Annotated in this window: 18 protein-coding genes; 16 read left to right on the top strand and 2 right to left on the bottom strand. The window is 71.7% G+C overall.

Annotation, left to right across the window (positions count from 1 at the left end; translation table 11 throughout):
* Nucleotides 1–10: 10 nt before the first annotated feature.
* Nucleotides 11–2,248, bottom strand: coding sequence for an AAA family ATPase (locus AB0M26_RS16855; protein ID WP_365261142.1), 2,238 nt, complete (start codon nt 2,246–2,248; stop codon nt 11–13).
* Nucleotides 2,249–2,518: 270 nt separating this feature from the next.
* On the opposite strand from AB0M26_RS16855, the gene AB0M26_RS16850 reads away from it, so the two are divergent.
* From AB0M26_RS16850 to nusB, 14 genes are all read left to right on the top strand, one after another.
* Complete coding sequence (locus AB0M26_RS16850; protein ID WP_365261139.1) at nt 2,519–2,959, top strand: DUF948 domain-containing protein; 441 nt, start codon at nt 2,519–2,521, stop codon at nt 2,957–2,959.
* Nucleotides 2,960–2,966: 7 nt separating this feature from the next.
* Nucleotides 2,967–3,281: a DUF6167 family protein gene (locus AB0M26_RS16845; RefSeq protein ID WP_365261136.1), complete on the top strand. Its 315-nt coding sequence runs from the start codon at nt 2,967–2,969 to the stop codon at nt 3,279–3,281.
* Entirely contained in the window at nt 3,281–5,947 is a 2,667-nt protein-coding gene (gene alaS / locus AB0M26_RS16840) for an alanine--tRNA ligase (protein ID WP_365261133.1), read from the top strand. The genes AB0M26_RS16845 and alaS overlap by 1 nt, the downstream gene beginning before the upstream one ends.
* 19 nt (nt 5,948–5,966) lie before the next feature.
* Nucleotides 5,967–6,431 carry a Holliday junction resolvase RuvX gene (gene ruvX, locus AB0M26_RS16835; protein WP_365261328.1) on the top strand — a complete coding sequence of 155 codons (465 nt, stop codon included), beginning with the start codon at nt 5,967–5,969 and terminating at the stop codon, nt 6,429–6,431.
* A gap of 132 nt (nt 6,432–6,563) precedes the next feature.
* Entirely contained in the window at nt 6,564–8,372 is a 1,809-nt protein-coding gene (gene mltG, locus AB0M26_RS16830; protein WP_365261130.1) for an endolytic transglycosylase MltG, read from the top strand.
* Nucleotides 8,373–8,376: 4 nt separating this feature from the next.
* Nucleotides 8,377–9,234, top strand: a complete 858-nt coding sequence (locus tag AB0M26_RS16825; RefSeq protein WP_365261326.1) for a shikimate dehydrogenase — start codon at nt 8,377–8,379, stop codon at nt 9,232–9,234.
* Between the two features lie 321 nt (nt 9,235–9,555).
* Nucleotides 9,556–10,740, top strand: coding sequence for a chorismate synthase (gene aroC, locus AB0M26_RS16820; protein ID WP_365261127.1), 1,185 nt, complete (start codon nt 9,556–9,558; stop codon nt 10,738–10,740).
* A gap of 83 nt (nt 10,741–10,823) precedes the next feature.
* Nucleotides 10,824–11,405 (top strand): shikimate kinase, encoded by a 582-nt coding sequence (locus AB0M26_RS16815; protein WP_365261323.1) that lies wholly within the window; start codon nt 10,824–10,826, stop codon nt 11,403–11,405.
* Between the two features lie 22 nt (nt 11,406–11,427).
* Nucleotides 11,428–12,525: a 3-dehydroquinate synthase gene (gene aroB / locus AB0M26_RS16810; RefSeq protein WP_365261124.1), complete on the top strand. Its 1,098-nt coding sequence runs from the start codon at nt 11,428–11,430 to the stop codon at nt 12,523–12,525.
* Nucleotides 12,522–12,962, top strand: a complete 441-nt coding sequence (aroQ, locus tag AB0M26_RS16805; RefSeq protein WP_365261121.1) for a type II 3-dehydroquinate dehydratase — start codon at nt 12,522–12,524, stop codon at nt 12,960–12,962. Before aroB ends, aroQ begins: the two co-directional genes overlap by 4 nt.
* A 694-nt stretch (nt 12,963–13,656) precedes the next feature.
* A complete protein-coding gene (locus AB0M26_RS16800; RefSeq protein ID WP_365261118.1) occupies nt 13,657–14,565 on the top strand; it encodes an AAA family ATPase in 909 nt (302 codons plus the stop codon).
* A gap of 456 nt (nt 14,566–15,021) precedes the next feature.
* On the top strand, nt 15,022–16,128 hold the full coding sequence (locus tag AB0M26_RS16795; protein ID WP_365261115.1) for an aminopeptidase P family protein: 1,107 nt from the start codon (nt 15,022–15,024) through the stop codon (nt 16,126–16,128).
* A gap of 58 nt (nt 16,129–16,186) precedes the next feature.
* A complete protein-coding gene (efp, locus tag AB0M26_RS16790; RefSeq protein ID WP_365261112.1) occupies nt 16,187–16,753 on the top strand; it encodes an elongation factor P in 567 nt (188 codons plus the stop codon).
* Nucleotides 16,754–16,755: 2 nt separating this feature from the next.
* The gene (gene nusB / locus AB0M26_RS16785; RefSeq protein WP_365261110.1) at nt 16,756–17,184 is read left to right on the top strand and encodes a transcription antitermination factor NusB; all 429 of its coding nucleotides are present in this window, start codon (nt 16,756–16,758) and stop codon (nt 17,182–17,184) included.
* Nucleotides 17,185–17,389: 205 nt separating this feature from the next.
* On the opposite strand, the gene bldD is transcribed toward nusB, so the two are convergent.
* Nucleotides 17,390–17,890 carry a transcriptional regulator BldD gene (gene bldD, locus AB0M26_RS16780; protein ID WP_004948690.1) on the bottom strand — a complete coding sequence of 167 codons (501 nt, stop codon included), beginning with the start codon at nt 17,888–17,890 and terminating at the stop codon, nt 17,390–17,392.
* Nucleotides 17,891–18,105: 215 nt separating this feature from the next.
* Here bldD and pyrR point away from each other — a divergent pair, with 215 nt between their 5' ends.
* Both pyrR and AB0M26_RS16770 read left to right on the top strand, forming a co-directional pair.
* Nucleotides 18,106–18,690: a bifunctional pyr operon transcriptional regulator/uracil phosphoribosyltransferase PyrR gene (gene pyrR / locus AB0M26_RS16775; protein ID WP_365261106.1), complete on the top strand. Its 585-nt coding sequence runs from the start codon at nt 18,106–18,108 to the stop codon at nt 18,688–18,690.
* An 85-nt stretch (nt 18,691–18,775) separates the two neighbouring features.
* Nucleotides 18,776–19,789 (top strand): aspartate carbamoyltransferase catalytic subunit, encoded by a 1,014-nt coding sequence (locus AB0M26_RS16770; RefSeq protein WP_365261104.1) that lies wholly within the window; start codon nt 18,776–18,778, stop codon nt 19,787–19,789.

Genomic DNA, 19,789 nt, shown 5'->3' with positions numbered 1-19,789 from the left:
CGCGCACCGCTCAGCCCGCCGTCTCCCCGCCCGTCACGGAGGGGGAGGCGGCGGGTTCGTGCACCGGCGGGGCCGATTCGCCCGGCTTCTCGCTGCGCTGCCCCGGCACCCGCGGCGGGTCGGTGCTTCCACGGCGCGCCCGCGCCACCACGGCGTCCAGGTCGAGGCGGGCCCCTTCCGACAGGCACTCCTCGTACCGCTCGGTCCCCAGAGCTTCCCGTGCCTGCTGCTCGCACTCCTGATGCGGCGCGTTGAAGTACCGCGAGCCGAACAACGGCAGCCCCACCGAGCGCCACAACTGGCCCGCCGCTCCCTGAAGAACCGCCGCCTCCTCGGGATCGCCCTCGGCGACCGTGAACAGCGCGAGCAGTTCGATAGCCGTCACGGCCCCCACAAGATCCCGGAAGATGTGGTCGATGGCGAGACACTCCTCCAGCAGCCTGCGGGCCTCGGTGCTCTCGCCCCGCGTCCAGGCCGCGTACCCCAGGACGTAGAGCGCGTACGCCAGCGTCCAGCGCTCGCCGTGGTCCTCGCAGACCTGGCGGACCTCCTCGCACAGCGCGACGGCACCCGCCAGGTCGCCCTGGAAGGCCACCGTGATGGCGAGGGCGACCTGGCCCATCAGCACATTGCTGTTCAGCTCGCCGATCTCCCGGTAGCGCTCAAGCGCCGTGCGCAACAGTTCCTCGGCGCGCGGCATGTCGTCGGAGACCAGCGCCAGGCAGCCGGTGCGGTGCAGCGCGTACGCCGCAGCGAGCCGGTTGCCGGTCCGCTCCGCCTCGCCGCTGCACTCCTGGAGCGCCGTGATCGCGCCGACCGAATCGCCCTGGAGCAGCGCCACATAGCCGAGCACCCACAGGGCCTTGAGCCGCGACTCCTCGTGCTCGCTCTCCAACTCGAGCGCCCGGTCGAGCCAGTGGCGTCCCTCCGCGACATGACCGCAGCCGACCCAGTAGAACCACAGGCTGCCCGCGAGGTGCTGCCCGATGTGCGCGTCCTCCGCACCCTCCAGGCTGAATTCGAGCGCGACCCGCAAATTGCCGAGCTCCGCGTCGATCCGGGCCGCCACCTCCGTCTGCCGCGGGCTGAACCACTCCAGCTCGCACCAGGTGGCCAGTCCCAGATACCAGTCGCGGTGGCGCCGGCGCAGCCGCGTGGCGTCGCCCATCGCCTCGAGCCAGCACGCCCCGTACGCGCGGACGGTCTCCAGCATCCGGTAGCGGACGCCGGCCGCGGTGTCCTCGCGGATCAGGACCGACTGGGCCACCAACTCCGCGATCACGTCCAGGAGATCGTCGGCGGCCAGGCCCGTGCCCGAGCAGACGTACTCGGCGGCCTCCAGGTCGAAGTGACCGACGAAGACCGAGAGCCGGGCCCACAGCAGCCGCTCCTCCGGGGAGCACAGCTCATGGCTCCAGCCGATCGCGGTGCGCAGCGTGCGATGACGCGGCAGTGCGGCGCAACCGCCGCCTGTGAGCAGCCGGAAGCGGTCGTCGAGACGCTGCAGCATCTGCTCCAGGGACAGTGCGCACAGCCGTCCGGCCGCCAGCTCCAGCGCGAGCGGGATGCCGTCGAGCCGGTGGCACAACTCGGCGACAGCCCACCGGTTGTCGTCGGCGATCCCGAATCCGGGCAGGACGGCGGCCGCACGCTCGGCGAAGAGCGTGGCGGCGTCACCGGCGGGCGGGGGCGCCGCCGAGGGGGAGCGCGTCGGTGCGGGTGCGGGCATGGGGGTCAGCGGGAAGATCTGCTCGCCCGGGACGCCCAGCGGCCGCCGCCCCGCCGCCAGGACGGTGAGCCCCGGTGCACGCCTGAGCAGATCGCGGACGAGGGTCGCGCAGCCCTCGGAGATGTGCTCGAAACCGTCGAGGAGAAGCAGGAGTTGGCGGTCGGCGAGCATCTCGGCGACCTCGGTCCGGGGTGGCCTGGCAGCGTGAGCGGCCAGCCCCAGCGCCTCGGCGAGCGCGTGCTCCAGAAGATGCGGGTCGTGGACGGACGAGAGCTCGGCGAGCCACACGCCGTCCGAGAAGCGCTCCTGTCCCAGCTGTGCCGCGCGCAGCGTCAGCCGCGTCTTGCCCACCCCGCCGACGCCGGTCACCGTGACGATCCTGGACCGCTTCACCAGCCGTCCCACTTCGGCCAGTTCCGCCCTGCGGCCGACGAACGAATTCAGTTCCGCGGGGAGGTTGCCGGGGGCGGGTTCGCGAAGGCCGTACGGGGCCGGGCCCTGTCGCGTGGAGCGTCGCATGACACACGGAGAGTACTCGCATATATGCGCACCGTACAAACCGGAACAGCGGCCGTTGCCGGTCCGACCGACCGTCCCCCTAGGTCGTCCTGGACGGGGCCGGCCCGTCATGCGTACGGGACCGTCTCGTCAACCCCGTGCGCCGGGCCGACCCGCAATCCGGTACGGGACGGTGCTCCCGGCGCGATAGGGTCGACATCTGCCCCGCCGTTCCCGGAGAGACCGCCCGTGACCGGCGGCGACCGATACGTCTACAGGGAGCGTTGCATCGTGTCCGGTGGAGAGGTGGCCGGTATCCTCGTGGCCGTCTTCTGGGCCATCCTGGTGTCGTTCCTCGCCGTGGTGCTGGTGAGGCTCGCGCAGGTGCTCAGGGCGACCACCCGGCTCGTCGCGGATGTCTCCGAGCAGGCGGTGCCGCTGCTCGGCGAGGCGTCGGCGACGGTGCGGACCGCGCAGAGCCAACTCGAGCGGGTCGACGCGATCGCGACCGACGTCCAGGAGGTCACCTCCAACGCGTCGGCGCTCTCCTCGACCGTCGCCAGCACCTTCGGCGGGCCGCTGGTCAAGGTCGCGGCATTCGGCTACGGGGTGCGCCGGGCGCTGAGCCGCAAGGATGCGCAACCACCCGCACGCCGCCGTACCGTGATCGTAGGACGCAGCGTGCCGCGCGCCCGGCGAGGCGGCCGCGGCGCCCGCGGCGGAAAGGCCTGAGCAACCGATGTTCCGCCGCACGTTCTGGTTCAGCACCGGCGTGGCCGCCGGGGTGTGGGCCACCACGAAGGTCAACCGCAAGCTCCGGCAGCTCACGCCGGAGAGCCTCGCCGCGCGGGCCGCGGACAAGGCCGTCGAGGCCGGCCACCGGCTCAAGGAGTTCGCCCTCGACGTCAAGGCCGGTATGGCGCAGCGCGAGGAAGAACTGAACGGCGCCCTGGGGTTGCAGTCCCAGGACCCCCACGACAGGGAACTGCCCGCGCCGCGCCGACCCGAGGCGCCGGGCCCGAGCCGCCCGTACAACCGGAATGAGGACCACTGATGGAGTCGGCTGAAATCCGTCGCCGCTGGCTGCGCTTCTTCGAGGAGCGCGGGCACACCGTCGTGCCGTCGGCGTCGCTCATCGCGGACGATCCGACGCTGCTGCTGGTCCCGGCGGGCATGGTGCCGTTCAAGCCGTACTTCCTGGGTGAGGTCAAGCCGCCGTTCCCGCGGGCCACCAGCGTGCAGAAGTGCGTGCGGACGCCCGACATCGAAGAGGTCGGCAAGACGACCCGGCACGGCACCTTCTTCCAGATGTGCGGCAACTTCTCCTTCGGGGACTACTTCAAGGAGGGCGCCATCAAGCTGGCCTGGGAGCTGCTGACCTCCTCCGTGGAGGACGGCGGCTACGGCCTGGAGCCGGAGAAGCTCTGGATCACCGTCTACAAGGACGACGACGAGGCCGAGCGGATCTGGCGCGACGTGATCGGCGTGCCCATCGAGCGCATCCAGCGACTGGGCATGAAGGAGAACTACTGGTCCATGGGCGTCCCGGGCCCCTGCGGACCGTGTTCCGAGATCAACTACGACCGCGGCCCCGAGTTCGGCGTCGAGGGCGGCCCGGCCGTCAACGACGAGCGTTACGTGGAGATCTGGAACCTCGTCTTCATGCAGTACGAGCGCGGCGAGGGCTCCGGCAAGGAGGACTTCCCGATCCTCGGGGAGCTGCCCGACAAGAACATCGACACCGGCCTCGGCCTCGAGCGCCTGGCGATGATCCTCCAGGGCGTCCAGAACATGTACGAGATCGACACCTCGCGCATGGTCATCGACAAGGCCACCGGACTCACTGGCGTCGCCTACGGCGCCGCCCCCGCGTCCGACGTCTCCCTGCGCGTGGTCTCCGACCACCTGCGCACCTCGGTCATGCTCATCGGCGACGGCGTCACTCCCGGCAACGAGGGCCGCGGCTATGTCCTGCGCCGCATCATGCGCCGTGCCATCCGCAATATGCGCCTGCTCGGCGCCGACCGTCCCGTCGTCGGCGAGCTCGTGGACACGGTCATCGAGGCCATGGGCCCCCAGTACCCCGAGCTGGTCGAGGAACGCAAGCGCATCGAGACGGTGGCCCTGGGCGAGGAGGCCGCTTTCCTCAAGACCCTGAAGACCGGCACCAACATCCTCGACACCGCCGTCTCCGACACCAAGGCCGCCGGCGGCAGTGTCCTGCCCGGCGACAAGGCCTTCCTGCTCCACGACACCTGGGGCTTCCCGATCGACCTCACCCTCGAAATGGCCGCCGAGCAGGGCCTGTCGGTGGACGAAGAGGGCTTCCGCCGTCTGATGAAGGAGCAGCGGGAGCGGGCCAAGGCCGATGCCAGGGCCAAGAAGCAGGGGCACGCCGACCTGTCCGCGTACCGCGAGGTCGCCGACACCTCCGGCGCCACCGACTTCATCGGCTACACCGACACCTCGGGCGAGTCCCGCGTCGTCGGCCTCCTGGTGGACGGCCTTCCCTCGCCCGCCGCCCACGAGGGCGACGAGATCGAGGTCGTCCTGGACCGCACCCCGTTCTACGCCGAGGGCGGCGGCCAGCAGGCCGACACCGGCCGGATCAAGCTGGACACGGGTGCGGTCGTCCAGGTCCGGGATGTCCAGCAGCCGGTGCCGGGCGTCAGCGTGCACAAGGGCGTCGTCCAGGTCGGTGAAGTCACCGTCGGCGCCCCGGCGTTCGCCGAGATCGACGTCACCCGCCGCCGGGCCATCGCCCGCGCCCACAGTGCCACGCACCTCACCCACCAGGCGCTGCGCGACGCACTCGGCCCCACCGCCGCCCAGGCCGGTTCCGAGAACGCCCCGGGCCGCTTCCGCTTCGACTTCGGTTCGCCGAGTGCCGTGCCCACGGCCGTGCTCACCGATGTCGAGCAGCGGATCAACGAGGTGCTGGGCCGCGAACTCGACGTCACCGCCGAGGTGATGAGCATGAGCGAGGCCAAGAAGCAGGGCGCCATCGCCGAGTTCGGCGAGAAGTACGGCGAGCGGGTCCGCGTCGTGACCATCGGCGACTTCTCCAAGGAGCTGTGCGGCGGCACGCACGTCCACAACACCTCGCAGCTCGGTCTGGTGAAGCTGCTCGGCGAATCCTCCATCGGCTCCGGTGTGCGCCGCGTCGAGGCCCTGGTGGGCATGGACGCGTACAACTTCCTCGCCCGTGAGGCCACGGTCGTCGACCAGCTCACCGAGCTGGTCAAGGGCCGCTCCGAGGAACTGCCCGAGCGTGTGGCCGGGATGCTGAGCCGGCTTCGCGAGGCGGAGAAGGAGATCGAGAAGTTCCGCGCCGAGAAGGTCCTCCAGGCCGCCGCGGGCCTCGCCGAGGGCGCCAAGGACGTACGAGGCGTGGCGCTGGTCACCGGCCGGGTGCCCGACGGCACCTCCGCAGACGACCTGCGCAAGCTCGTCCTCGATGTGCGCGGCCGCCTCCAGGGCCGACCGGCCGTCGTCGCCCTGTTCACCGTGGCGAAGGGCCGTCCGCTGACCGTGGTCGCCACCAGCGAGGCCGCCCGCGACCGGGGCGTCAAGGCCGGCGAGCTGGTCCGTACGGCCGCCAAGACGCTCGGCGGCGGCGGTGGCGGCAAGGACGACGTCGCCCAGGGCGGCGGCCAGAATCCTGCCGCGATCGACGACGCCGTGGCCGCCGTCGAGCGGCTCGTCGCCGAGAAGGCATGACGTGACGGAGGCTCAGCCCATGCGCCGCGGCCGGCGTATCGCCGTGGATGTCGGGGACGCCCGGATCGGGGTCGCCTCGTGCGACCCCGACGGGGTCCTCGCCACCCCGGTGGAAACCGTCCCCGGACGGGACATTCCAGCCGCGCAGCGCCGGCTCGCCGCCATCGTCGCGGAATACGAGCCGATCGAGGTCGTCGTCGGTCTGCCCCGCTCGCTCAGCGGCGGTGAAGGACCGGCCGCGAAGAAGGTGCGCACCTTCGCACAGGGCCTGGCCGAGCGCATCGCACCCGTACCGGTTCGCCTGGTGGACGAGCGGTTGAGCACCGTCACGGCGGCCCAGGGGCTGCGTGCTTCAGGGGTCGGTTCCAGGAAGGGCCGCGGGGTCGTCGACCAGGCGGCGGCCGTGGTCATTCTGCAGAACGCACTCGAAACGGAACGCGCGTCGGGTAAAGCTCCCGGGGAGTGCGTCCGAGTGGTCATCTGATCGCGATACGGTAACGTTCCGCGCGACCGGCATCGTTCGACATGCGGATGCCGCCGTACGGAAATGAGGCGGACCGGACGCCTGCGCACGGACGACGCGCACCGGAAGCCGTCTCGCGCCTCTAGGGGATCGATGACTGAGTATGGCCGGGGTCAGGGCTCCGAACCGTGGCATCCCGAGGACCCGTTGTACGGGGACCAGGGCTGGTACGGAGAGCCGCAGTGGGACGGTCGGACGACTCCCTACGACGCTGCGCAGCAGCAGTACCCCGGCAGACAGCAGCCCGCCCCGCAGGGCTATGCCCACCAGGAATACGGCCAGGAGGACTACGCCCGGCAGAGTCACCAGCAGCAGGGCTACGGTCATCAAGGCTATGACCAGCAGGGATACGGCCGGCAGGGCTACGGCGAGCCGGGGTATGACCAGTACGGCGACGCCCGGCAGGGGTACGGCTGGGATCCCGCCCCGGCCGACCGGCCGATGGCCTACGGCACCCCCGAGGACCCGTACGGCCAGCAGCCCCAGCACCATGACCCGTACGGCGGTCGGCGCCCCGACCCGTACGGCACCCCGGACGCCTATCCGCCGCCGCAGCCACCGGGCAGCCGGAACCAGCCGCACCACCACCCCAGTCACCACCAACAGGCGGCCCAGCCCTACGGCGACCAGCTCCAGTACACCGAGCCCCCGCGGCGTGACCGGCCCGCGCCCGACGAGACCGCGGAGTGGCAGGCCGTCCCCGAGCGCGATGAGCACCCCTTCTTCGCGGGTGACCACGGGCTTGAGGACGACGACGAGCCCGGCGGCTCAGGAAGCGGCCGCCGCGGAGACCGCGACCGCGAACGGGGCCGCGACCGCGGGCCCAAACGGCGCAGCGGTATGGCCCTGTTGCTCTCCGGTGCCGTGCTGCTCGGCGCGGTCGGTGGCGCCGGATACCTCGCGTACGACTTCTGGCAGGAGCACTTCGGCCCGCCGCCCGACTTCTCCGGGAGCGGCAGCGGCCAGGTCCAGGTGGAGATCCCGGACGGCGCCACCGGCAACCAGATGGGCAACATCCTCAAGAGTGCCGGCGTGGTGAAGAGCGTCGACGCCTTCGTGGAGGCGCAGAACGACAACCCCAAGGGCGATGCCATCCAGCCCGGGGTCTACGTCCTGCGCAAGGGCATGTCCGCGGATTCGGCCGTGGAGATGATGACGGACCCGGCAAACCTCAACGCGCTCATCATCGCCGAGGGGCTGCGGGCCACCTCCGTCTACCGCGCCATCGACAAGAAGCTCGACCTCCCGCAGGGCACGACCAGCTCCGTCGCCAAGAAGAAGGCGGGCAGCCTCGGACTGCCTCCCTGGGCCGACGGCCCCGCGGTCAAGGATCCGCTGGAAGGGTTCCTCTACCCGTCGCGGTACAGCGCGGCCAAGGGGACAAAACCCGAGGAGATCCTGCGGCAGATGGTCGACCGGGCGAAGAGCGTCTACAAGAAGCTGGACGTGGAGGGCGAGGCGAAGAGGCTTGGTCTTGAGTCGCCGCGCGACGTCGTGACGGTGGCCAGCCTCGTGCAGGCCGAGGGCAAGACGCACGACGACTTCCGCAAGATGGCCGATGTTGTCTACAACCGCCTCAAGCCCGGCAACCAGGAGACGAACGGGAAGATCGAGTTCGACTCGACGTACAACTACCTCAAGAACCAGAGCAACGTCGACATCCCGATCAACGAGATCCGGAACCACGACGACCCGTACAACACGTACTTCTACCGCGGGCTCCCGCCGGGCCCGATCGGCAATCCGGGCGACGAGGCACTGCGGGCGGCGATCGACCCGGACAGGGGCGGCTGGTTCTACTTCATCTCGCTGGACAACCAGAAGACCACCTTCACCAAGACCCTCGCCGAGCACCAGAAGCTCGTCGCGGAGTTCAACAAGAACCGTGAGAAGGGCAATTGACGCCATGACGGCCGGACAGCGGCGCACGGAACGACGCGCGGCGGTCCTCGGCTCGCCGATCGCCCACTCCCTCTCGCCGGTCCTGCACCGCGCCGCGTACGAGACGATGGGCTTGGACGGCTGGCGCTACGACCGTTTCGAGATCGACGAGGACACCCTCGCCGGATTTCTCGACGGCCTTCCGGAGGGCGACTGGGCAGGGCTGTCCCTGACCATGCCGCTCAAGCGCGCGGTCATCCCGCTGCTCGACGAGATCGGCGAGACCGCGGCGTCCGTCGAGGCGGTCAACACGGTGGTCTTCACGGACGACGGGCGCCGCACCGGCGACAACACCGACATCCCCGGCATGCTCGCCGCACTGCGCGAACGCGGCGTCGAGAAGGTCGACCGGGCCGCCGTGCTCGGTGCCGGAGCCACCGCTTCCTCCGCTCTCGCCGCCCTCTCCCGCATCTGCACCGGCCCCGTCACGGCCTATGTGCGCAGCGAGGCGCGGGCCGCGGAGATGCGGCAGTGGGGGGAGCGGCTCTCGGTCGACGTGGAGACCGCCGATTGGAACGACGCGGCCCTCGCCTCGTCCGCGCCTCTCGTCATCGCCACGACTCCCGCGGGCACCACCGACGCGCTGGCCACATCCGTACCGGACATGCCGGGGACGCTGTTCGACGTGCTCTACGAGCCCTGGCCGACCCCGCTGGCCGCGGCCTGGGCGGATCGGGGCGGAGCGGTCGTCGGCGGCCTCGACCTGCTCGTTCACCAGGCCGTGCTGCAGGTCGAGCGGATGACGGGGCGCGCGCCCGCGCCGCTGGCGGCCATGCGCGCGGCCGGTGAGCGGGCGCTGCGGGGGCGTACGGCGGAGGCGTAGGGGCGTACGGCGGCGGGCGAGCGCGAGGCGTGCGGCGGAGGGCACGAGGCGTGCGGCGGGCGGCGCGCGAGGCGTTTGGCGGAGGGGGTACGAGGCGTGCGGCGGAGGCGCGAGGCCCACCGGCCCGCCCCTCGCCCTCTCCGTACGGCGTCCGCTCCGTGGACCGGCGTCCGGACGGACCGCCCGGACGTGGGAGGATCGGAGGTGGCGGGCCCAGGGCCGCGCTCCCTCAGCGACCGCGGGGTGGGGGTACCCCCAGCGGCAGGTGGGAAGTGCCCCAGGCTGCGCCGCACGACCGAGGCGCGAGCATGAGGAGCACCGTTGAGCAGGTTGCGCTGGCTGACGGCGGGGGAGTCGCACGGCCCCGCACTCGTCGCGACGCTGGAGGGTCTCCCTGCCGGCGTCCCGATCACCACAGACATGGTGGCGGACGCGCTCGCGCGGCGGCGGCTGGGCTACGGCCGTGGCGCGCGGATGAAGTTCGAGCGCGACGAAGTCACCTTCATCGGCGGGGTGCGGCACGGTCTGACCCTCGGCAGCCCGGTTGCGATCATGGTGGGCAACACCGAGTGGCCCAAGTGGGAGAAGGTCATGGCGGCTGACCCGGTCGACCCGGCCGAACTCGCCGAACTGGCCCGCAACGCGCCGCTGACCCGCCCCCGCCCCGGCCACGCCGACCTCGCGGGGATGCAGAAGTACGGCTTCGACGAGGCCCGTCCCGTGCTGGAGCGCGCCTCCGCGCGCGAGACCGCGGCTCGGGTCGCACTGGGCACCGTGGCCCGGTCGTACCTCAAGGAGACGGCCGGGATCGAGATCGTCTCCCATGTGGTGGAGCTGGCCGCGGCCAGGGCACCGTACGGCGTGTACCCGAAGCCGTCCGACGTCGAGCGCCTCGACGCCGACCCCGTGCGCTGCCTCGACCGGGACGCGAGCAAGGCGATGGTCGCCGAGATCGACCAGGCCCACAAGGACGGTGACACCCTCGGCGGCGTCGTGGAGGTGCTGGCCTACGGTGTCCCCGTCGGCCTCGGCTCCCACGTCCACTGGGATCGGCGGCTCGACGCCCGCCTCGCCGGAGCGCTGATGGGCATCCAGGCGATCAAGGGCGTCGAGGTCGGCGACGGCTTCGACCTGGCGCGGGTGCCCGGATCCAAGGCTCATGACGAGATCGTCTCCACCGACGAGGGCATCCGCCGCCGCACCGGTCGCTCCGGCGGCACGGAGGGCGGGCTGAGCACCGGTGAGCTGCTGCGCGTACGCGCCGCGATGAAGCCCATCGCGACCGTGCCCCGGGCGCTGGCCACCGTCGACGTCACCACCGGCGAGGCAACCCAGGCGCACCACCAGCGCTCCGACGTCTGCGCCGTGCCGGCCGCGGGCATCGTCGCCGAGGCGATGGTGGCACTCGTGCTGGCGGACGCGGTCGCTGAGAAGTTCGGCGGCGACAGCGTGACCGAGGCGCGACGCAATGTGCAGGGCTACCTCGACAACCTGGCGATCCGGTGAGCGGCCGCGCAGAGCGTCCGGTGAGCGGCGACCGAGCGGACGAGAGCCCGGCGAGTGGCCCGGTCGTCGTCCTGGTCGGGCCCATGGGCGTCGGCAAGTCGACCGTCGGCGCACTGCTCGCCGAGCGGCTCGGCACCGACTACCGCGACACCGACGCGGACATCGAGCGCATGGCGGGCCGCCCCATCCCCGAGATCTTCATCGACGAGGGCGAGGCGCACTTCCGCGATCTGGAGCGCCAGGCCGTCCACGCCGCGGTCGTCGAGCACTCAGGCGTCCTGGCGCTCGGCGGCGGCGCGGTCATGGACCCCGATACGCGCAAGCTGCTCGCCGGACTGCCCGTGGTCTTCCTCGACGTGGGGGTGGGCGACGCGATGAAGCGCGTGGGTCTCAACGCCCCGCGCCCGCTGCTCGCCGTCAATCCGCGGCAGCGCTGGCGCGAGCTGATGGAGGAGCGGCGACCGCTCTACACGGAAGTCGCCCGCGTCGTCGTCCAGACCGACGAGCGCACCCCCGAGGACGTCTCCGACGCCGTCCTCGACGCACTGGACCTGCAGGCTGCCGGGACGGCCGGGCACGGAGCGGCTGATCCCGGGCCGGCCACCGCCGAACGCCCCCGCACCCCCGGCGGCGACGGCGGCCCCGGGACAGGAAGGACATCGTGACGCACCACGCAGTGAGGTACGCATGAGCGAGACCGGCAGCCCCACCCGTATCCGGGTCGGCGGCAGCGCGGGCACGGACCCGTACGAGGTCCTGGTCGGCCACCAGCTCTTGGGCGAGCTGCCCGGCCTCATCGGCAGCGCCGCCAAGCGCGTCGCCGTACTGCACCCCGAGGCGCTGGCCGCCACCGGCGAAGCGGTGCGCGAGGACCTGGCCGGCCAGGGCTACGAGGCCATCGCGGTCCAGCTCCCGAACGCGGAGGAGTCCAAGACCGCCGAGGTTGCCGCGTACTGCTGGAAGGCGCTCGGGCAGACCGGCTTCACTCGCTCCGACGTCATCGTGGGCGTCGGCGGCGGCGCCACCACCGACGTGGCGGGGTTCGTCGCCGCGACCTGGCTGCGCGGGGTTCGCTGGATCGCGGTCCCGACGACGGTGCTCGGCATGGTGGACGCGGCCGTCGGCGGCAAGACCGGCATCAACACCGCAGAGGGCAAGAACCTCGTCGGCGCCTTCCACCCGCCGGCCGGCGTGCTGTGCGACCTCGCGAGCCTCGCCTCGCTGCCCGCCAACGACTACATCAGCGGCCTCGCCGAGATCATCAAGGCGGGCTTCATCGCCGACCCCGTGATCCTCGAACTGATCGAGGGGGACCCGGCCGCCGCCCGTACGCCGGAGGGCCGGCACACCGCGGAACTCATCGAGCGGTCGATCCGGGTCAAGGCCGAGGTGGTCTCCGCGGACCTGAAGGAATCCGGTCTGCGCGAGATCCTGAACTACGGCCACACGCTCGGTCACGCCATCGAGAAGAACGAGCGGTACAACTGGCGCCATGGCGCGGCCGTTTCGATCGGTATGGTCTTCGCCGCCGAGCTCGGACGCCTCGCCGGACGTCTCGACGACGCGACCGCCGACCGGCACCGGGCCGTCCTGGAGTCGGTCGGGCTGCCGCTGGCCTACCGCGGCGACCAGTGGCCCAGGCTGCTGGAGACCATGAAGGTCGACAAGAAGTCCCGCGGCGACCTGCTGCGCTTCATCGTCCTCGACGGCCTGGCCAAGCCGACCGTCCTGGAGGGACCCGACCCGGCCGTGCTCGCGGCCGCCTACGCGGAGGTCTCCCGGTGACGCGCAGGGTCTATGTGCTGAACGGCCCGAACCTCGGGAGGCTGGGCTCGCGCGAACCCGATGTCTACGGCTCCACCTCGTACAAGGGCCTGGTCGAAGAGTGCACGCGGCTCGGCGAGGAGCTCGGCTTCGAGGTCGAGGTGCGCGAAACCAACGACGAAGGGGAGATGATCCGCTGGTTGCACGAGGCCGCCGACGGATCGATCCCCGTGGTGCTCAACCCGGGGGCATTTACGCACTACTCGTACGGGATGCGGGACGCGGCGGCCCAGCTCACCGCGCCGCTCATCGAGGTGCACATCTCGAACCCGCACGCGCGCGAGGAGTTCCGCCACACCTCGGTCGTCGCCGCGGTGGCGACGGGCACCATCGCGGGCTTCGGCATCGGCTCGTACCGGCTGGCGCTGCGCGCTCTGGCCGAGGAGCTGCCGGGCTGAGCCGCCGGACTCGGCCGAAGGGGTCTCGGTCGAAGGGACCTCGGTCGAGGGGGACTAAGCATGGGGGTCTCGGCCGAGGGTGCTTCGGCATGGGGGTCTCGGCCGAGGGTGCTTCGGCATGGGGCTCGAGTGAGGGTGCTTCGGCATGGGGCTCGGGTGAGGGTGCTTCGGCGGGGCTCGAGTGAGGGGACTCCGCATCCGCCGACCCGGACTCCGCAGAGACGGAAATCCGCGCCCGCGCCCGGGCACTTCCGGACGCTCACGCCCGCTCCCCAACGGAGGTGGCGGGAACCGAACGCGCCCGGTGGCTCACCCCGCGGCGGTCGGCAAACCGCAGACGGGCCCGGGAGCTTGGGCCCGTGGCAGCCGGGTCGGGGGGGACGAGTCTTCGCCCCGGCGAGCACCGGGATGGCTCTCCCATCCTCAGGGTAGCCGGGGGCTGAGCGCCGTCTCCTTCCGGCGGCCGCCGGAGGACGGGACCGCCTGCCCCAGGCGGCGCCCGGGGTTGGAGTGCCTTCCAGCGGTGCCGGGGGTGGGGGTGCCTTCCAGCGGTGCCGGGGGTGGGGGTGCCTCCCGGCGGGAGCGGAAGATAGCGTTCGGGCCACACGGCGGCGAAGGCCGTAGACCGCACGCTGTCCGGGGCGTGACGCCGTTCGATCACACGCAGTTCGACCACGAGACGGAGAGGCAGCGGATGCAGCACGCAGTGGGAGCTCCGCTGCCACCGCCCCACGGGCCTGGGGGGCGGCCGGGTGCGGGCTGGACGCCCGTACCGCCGCCGCGCGGGCAGGGCGCACCGCCGCCGCCCCCCGGCCCGCGGCCCCACCCGGGCGCTCCGCCCCCCGCGGGCCCGCCGCAGGCACCGGCCCCCGCGGGCCCGCCGCCCGGGCCTGTGCCCGGACCGGCGCATGCGCCCGGTTGGTCGGGGCCCCCGCCGCGGCACCCGTCCGCACCGCCCACCGACACCGGCCATATCCGTCTGCCGCCGGGAGGCCCCGTTCCCATGCCGGGCCCGCCCCCGGGCACGGTGGCCCCCGACCCCGCGCAGGCGACCATCGCTGTGCTCCTCATCGGTCCCGCCGGCGCAGGCAAGACGACGGTGGCCCGCTACTGGGCGGAGACCCGACGGGTGCCGACCGCGCACATCAGCTTGGACGACGTACGCGAATGGGTCCGGTCCGGTTTCGCCGACCCCCAGGCAGGGTGGAACGACCACTCCGAGGCGCAGTACCGGCTCGCCCGCCGCACCTGCGGCTTCTCCGCCCGCAACTTCCTCGCCAACGGGATCTCCTGCATCCTCGACGACGCGGTCTTCCCCGACCGCCCGGTCGTCGGGCTGGGCGGCTGGAAGCGGCATGTGGGGCCCGGGCTGATGCCGGTGGTGCTGCTGCCGGGCCTGGAGATCGTCCTCGAGCGCAACGCCGAGCGCTCCGGCAACCGCAGGCTCTCGGACGAGGAAGTGGCCCTGATCCACGGCAAGATGGCCGGCTGGTACAGCTCCGGCCTGCCGATCATCGACAACTCCCAGCTCGACGTCCCCACCACGGCCCGGATCCTCGACGACGTGCTGGCGCGCAGCATCGCGAGCCCGCCGAGCTGGTAGTTCCGGAGGCCGGCCCGGCCTCCGCAGAGGCCCCCGGCGGACAAGCCACGGTGCCGCGGACGAGCCGTGCCATGGACAGCCGCCCGTGGACAAGCCGTGCCGTGGGCAGGCGTGCCGCCGACAGCCGAGGGCATGCTCCCCGTGCCCGCACATCCCTGGCAGGCCCGCGACGTCCTCGCCCGCGTGCCATGGACAGCCCCCTGCGGACAAGCCACCGTGCCGCGGACGAGCCGTGCCATGGGCAGCCGCCCGTGGACAAGCCACCGTGCCGCGGACGAGCCGTGCCATGGGCAGCCGCCCGTGGACAAGCCGTGCCGCCGAACCGAGGTGCCGTCGCAGGCACCGAGCGCCGCCCACCGCCCACCGGACGCCGCGCTGCCGCTGCCCAGCCCCGCGCCGCCCCGTCCGGCGGTGCTCACCGGGCCGGGTCCTGTCTCCGCTCGTAGGCTCGAAGACATGGCAGAGGTGCACGCGGCCAGGCGTACGCGCCTGCGCGACTTGTGTACGGCGGCCGGACGGGCCGCCGTACTGGTGTCGCGTCCCGCGAACGTGCGCTATCTGGCGGGTGCCGCACCCCACGGCGCGGCCCTGCTGCTCGGTCCCGCGGAGGATGTGCTCCTCAGCCTCGGCCCCCCGTCGGGTGATCCGGCCGAGGGCCGTCTCGCCGAGGATCTGCGGGTCCTGGCCCTCCCCGCGCCCACCGCCGACGCGGCCGTTGCCGCCGCTGGACTCGCGGCCGAGGCCGGGGCCGACTCCCTGGCCGTCGAGGAGCACCACCTCACCGTCTCGCGGCACCGTGCGCTGGGAGGGGTCGCCCCGCGGGTCCGGTTCACCGACCTCGGCCGCGCGGTCGAGCAGCAGCGGCTGATCAAGGACGACGCGGAGATCGCCTGTCTGCGTATCGCAGCCGAGATCTCCGATCAGGCGCTCGGCGAGCTGCTGGAGTCGATTCTCGTCGGGCGTACGGAGCGCCACCTCGCCCTGGAGCTGGAGCGCCGCCTCGTCGACCACGGCGCCGACGGCCCGGCCTTCCCCACCTCGGTCGCGACGGGGCCGAACGCGGGCGCCGAGGGTCATCTGCCCACCGACCGCCGCGTCGAGGAGGGCGACTTCCTCAGCGTCCGCCTGGGCGCGAACTACCGCGGTTACCGCTGCGAACTGGGCCGTACGTTCGTCATCGGCACCTCGCCTGCGGGCTGGCAGATCGATCTCTACGAGCTGGTCTTCGCGGCACAGCGGGCCGGGCGCGAGGCGCTCGCACCTGGTACCGCGTACTGCGAGGTGGACCGCGCCGCGCGTCACGTCCTCGACGCGGCCGGCCACGGGGAGGGCCTGCCGCCATCGACAGGGCACGGTGTGGGACTGGAAATCGATGAGGAGCCTCAGCTCTCCCCGACGGCCATGGGTAAACTGGACGCTTGTGTGCCGGTCACCGTCGAACCGGGGGTCCACCTCCCGGGCCGGGGCGGTGTCCGGATCACCGACACGCTCGTCGTCCGTCACGAGGCGGACGGCGGACCAGAGCTACTCACCATCACGACCAAGGAACTGCTCGCGCTCTAGCAAGTCCGGCGCGCAACCGAGGTCTCACCGCCAGCCAGTCCAGGAGAATTACGCAACCGTGGCCACCACGAACGACCTGAAGAACGGCATGGTGCTCAAGCTCGAGGGGGGCCAGCTCTGGTCCGTCGTCGAGTTCCAGCACGTCAAGCCCGGCAAGGGCCCTGCCTTTGTCCGCACCAAGCTGAAGAACGTGCTTTCCGGCAAGGTGGTCGACAAGACCTTCAACGCCGGCGTGAAGGTCGAGACGGCCAACGTCGACAAGCGCGGCATGCAGTTCTCGTACAAGGACGGCAACGACTTCGTGTTCATGGACATGGACACGTACGACCAGCTCCACATCACCCCGGAGACCGTGGGCGACGCCGCCAACTTCCTCCTCGAGGGCTTCGAGGCCGTCGTCGCGATGTACGAGGGCAACCCGCTCTACGTCGAACTTCCGGCCGCCGTCGAGCTGTCGATCGAGTACACCGAGCCCGGCGTCCAGGGCGACCGCTCCACCGGCGGCTCCAAGCCGGCCCGTCTGGAGACCGGCTACGAGATCGGTGTCCCGCTCTTCATCACCACCGGAGAGAAGATCAAGGTCGACACCCGCTCCGGCGAGTACCTCGGCCGGGTGAACAAGTAACCGTGGCGGCACGCAACAGGGCCCGGAAGCGCGCGTTTCAGATCCTCTTCGAGTCCGATCAGCGCGGCGTCGCGGTGAAGACCGTGCTCGCCGACTGGCTGCGGCTCGCCCGGACGGACGACCGGCAGCCGCCTGTCGGCGAATACACGATGCAGCTCGTCGAGGGGTATGAGGCGCGCGCCGAGCGGATCGACGAGCTGATCGCCACCTACGCGGTCGGCTGGACGATCGACCGTATGCCGGTGGTGGACCGCAACATCCTGCGGCTCGGCGCCTACGAGCTGATCTGGGAGGACGACGTCCCGGACGCGGTGGTGATCGACGAGGCCGTGCAACTCGCCAAGGAGTTCTCCACGGACGAGTCGCCGGCCTTTGTGAACGGGCTACTGGGCCGTCTCAAGGACCTCAAGCCGTCCCTGCGCAGAGTCTGAACCGGCGCGGGACCTTGGGGACCCGCGATCGCGCGCGATCGCCGTACGCACGACACCGGGCCCGGAACGGAAAGCCGAAGCTTTCCGTTCGGGGCCCGATCGGTTCGTCCCGGCGCCCTCGGGGGCTCCCGAGGGCGGTCGGCGTAGGACGTGACGTTTCTGCTCCGGACCGGCTCGGGTCCGGATCACAGGTCGGATCCGCGGGTCAGGCGTCCTCGTGCTGCACGGCCCGGCGGGCGTCCGCGTCCAGCACGCCCCAGCTGATGAGCTGCTCGGTCAGGACCGAGGGCGACTGGTCGTAGATCACCGCGAGCGTGCGGAGGTCGTCCTGGCGGATGGACAGGACCTTGCCGTTGTAGTCACCGCGCTGGCTCTGGATCGTCGCGGCATAGCGCTGCAGCGGACCCGCTTTCTCGGCCGGAACATGCGCCAGGCGCTCCAGGTCCAGCACCAGCTTCGGCGGCGGCTCGGCCGCTCCGCCGGGCGTGGTGCCCGGCAGCAGCTCCTGCACCGGAACGCCGTAGAAGTCCGCGAGTTCGGCGAGACGCTGCACGGTGACGGCCCGGTCGCCACGCTCGTACGAGCCGACGACGACGGCCTTCCAACGCCCCTGCGACTTCTCCTCGACGCCATGGAGAGAGAGCCCCTGCTGGGTACGGATGGCGCGAAGTTTGGCCCCGAGCTGTTTGGCGTATTCGCTGGACATATAGCTCCCCGGACGAAGGCTGGTAACTCACTGTGAGGTTACGCAGCGTAATCCCACCTCGTCAAGCGGAACGGGTCAACACCTGTTGTCCCTGGAGGTCAGAGCGGTGAGGGGGCACCGGAAGGGTCGCGGGCACCCCCTGGTACCGTTAGCCCTGTACATCCCGACGTCCTTTAAGGTCCGTCCCGTGAGGCGGAGAAGGAGGTCCGCTTCCCATGGACACAACCGGCCCGGTAGGCCCGCTCTCCGCGCGCCCCGTGCTCGAGGCACCCGACATCGCCCGGGTCCTCACCCGCATCGCCCACGAGATCGTCGAACGCGCCAAGGGCGCCGACGACGTGGTGCTTCTCGGCATCCCCACCCGCGGCGTCTTCCTCGCCCGCCGGCTGGCCGCCAAGCTCGAGGAGATCACCGGACGACCCGCGCCCGTCGGCTCCCTCGACATCACCATGTACCGCGACGACCTGCGGCTGCGCCCCGCCCGCACCCTCGCGCGTACGGAGATCCCCGGCGACGGCATCGACGGCCGCCTGGTCGTGCTGATCGACGACGTGCTCTTCTCCGGCCGCACGATCCGCGCGGCGCTCGACGCGCTGGGCGACATCGGCCGCCCCCGAGCCGTACAGCTCGCGGTCCTCGTCGACCGCGGCCACCGCGAACTGCCCATCCGCGCCGACTACGTCGGCAAGAACCTCCCGACGTCGCTGCGGGAGACGGTGAAGGTCCAGCTCACCGAAGAGGACGGGCGCGACAGCGTGCTTCTCGGAGTACGTGAACCCGCCTCCGCAGTCGAGCAGTAGCAACCTCCCCACGGACCCGGTGACCCCGGGGCCGCGGTCACGCGCGCCCGCCCGCACACCTCAACTCCCACCACGGAGCCACCAGATGAAGCGTCACCTCATCTCGGCCGCCGACCTCACCCGCGACGACGCCGTCCTCATCCTCGACACCGCCGAGGAGATGGCCCGGGTCGCGGACCGGCCGATCAAGAAGCTGCCGACCCTGCGCGGCCGCACCGTCGTCAACCTCTTCTTCGAGGACTCCACCCGGACCCGTATCTCGTTCGAGGCCGCGGCCAAGCGCCTGTCGGCCGACGTCATCAACTTCTCCGCGAAGGGCTCCTCCGTGTCCAAGGGAGAGTCGCTCAAGGACACGGCTCTGACCCTGGAGGCCATGGGCGCGGACGCGGTCGTCATCCGCCACCACGCCTCCGGCGCTCCGCACCGCCTCGCCACCTCGGGCTGGATCAACGGCTCGGTCGTCAACGCCGGCGACGGTACGCACGAACACCCCACGCAGGCGCTGCTGGACGCGTTCACCATGCGCCGCCACCTCGCGGGAGCCCCCGACGGCGGCCCCACCCACCACCAGGGGCCCGGTGAAGGCAGCGGCCGCGACCTCTCCGGCCGCCGCATCACCATCGTCGGCGACGTCCTGCACAGCCGCGTCGCCCGCTCCAACGTCCATCTGCTGCACACCCTCGGCGCCGAGGTCACCCTCATCGCGCCGCCCACCCTGCTGCCGATCGGCGTCGAGACCTGGCCCTGCGAGGTCGGCTACGACCTGGACGCGGTACTGCCGAAGTCCGACGCCGTGATGATGCTGCGCGTCCAACGGGAGCGCATGAACGCCGCCTTCTTCCCCACCGAGCGGGAGTACGCCCGCAGGTACGGACTCGACGGAGAGCGGACGAGCCGGGCACCCGAGCACGCGATCGTCCTGCACCCCGGCCCCATGAACCGCGGCATGGAGATCACCGCCGAGGTCGCCGACTCGCCGCGCTGCACGGCCGTCGAGCAGGTCGCCAACGGCGTCAGCATCCGGATGGCCGTCCTGTACCTGCTGCTCGGCGGTGCCGAGCCCGCGCCGTCGAACCCCCGCACCGAGGAGAGCAAGTGA

This window comes from Streptomyces sp. NPDC051776, from assembly GCF_040681345.1.
GTDB lineage: Bacteria > Actinomycetota > Actinomycetes > Streptomycetales > Streptomycetaceae > Streptomyces.
Note: the sequence above shows the minus strand (reverse complement) of the source record. Positions and strands in the feature narration are given on the sequence as shown.

Bases quoted from the DNA above. Each gene is read 5' to 3' on its own strand.
- AB0M26_RS16800 (WP_365261118.1), top strand. From the start codon at position 13,657: ATGCAGCACGCAGTGGGAGCTCCGCTGCCACCGCCCCACGGGCCTGGG.
- mltG (WP_365261130.1), top strand. From the start codon at position 6,564: ATGACTGAGTATGGCCGGGGTCAGGGCTCCGAACCGTGGCATCCCGAG.
- AB0M26_RS16845 (WP_365261136.1), top strand. From the start codon at position 2,967: ATGTTCCGCCGCACGTTCTGGTTCAGCACCGGCGTGGCCGCCGGGGTG.
- alaS (WP_365261133.1), top strand. From the start codon at position 3,281: ATGGAGTCGGCTGAAATCCGTCGCCGCTGGCTGCGCTTCTTCGAGGAG.
- AB0M26_RS16815 (WP_365261323.1), top strand. From the start codon at position 10,824: ATGGGCGTCGGCAAGTCGACCGTCGGCGCACTGCTCGCCGAGCGGCTC.
- AB0M26_RS16795 (WP_365261115.1), top strand. From the start codon at position 15,022: ATGGCAGAGGTGCACGCGGCCAGGCGTACGCGCCTGCGCGACTTGTGT.
- AB0M26_RS16855 (WP_365261142.1), bottom strand. From the start codon at position 2,248: ATGCGACGCTCCACGCGACAGGGCCCGGCCCCGTACGGCCTTCGCGAA.
- AB0M26_RS16770 (WP_365261104.1), top strand. From the start codon at position 18,776: ATGAAGCGTCACCTCATCTCGGCCGCCGACCTCACCCGCGACGACGCC.
- bldD (WP_004948690.1), bottom strand. From the start codon at position 17,890: ATGTCCAGCGAATACGCCAAACAGCTCGGGGCCAAACTTCGCGCCATC.
- pyrR (WP_365261106.1), top strand. From the start codon at position 18,106: ATGGACACAACCGGCCCGGTAGGCCCGCTCTCCGCGCGCCCCGTGCTC.
- aroB (WP_365261124.1), top strand. From the start codon at position 11,428: ATGAGCGAGACCGGCAGCCCCACCCGTATCCGGGTCGGCGGCAGCGCG.
- AB0M26_RS16825 (WP_365261326.1), top strand. From the start codon at position 8,377: ATGACGGCCGGACAGCGGCGCACGGAACGACGCGCGGCGGTCCTCGGC.
- ruvX (WP_365261328.1), top strand. From the start codon at position 5,967: ATGCGCCGCGGCCGGCGTATCGCCGTGGATGTCGGGGACGCCCGGATC.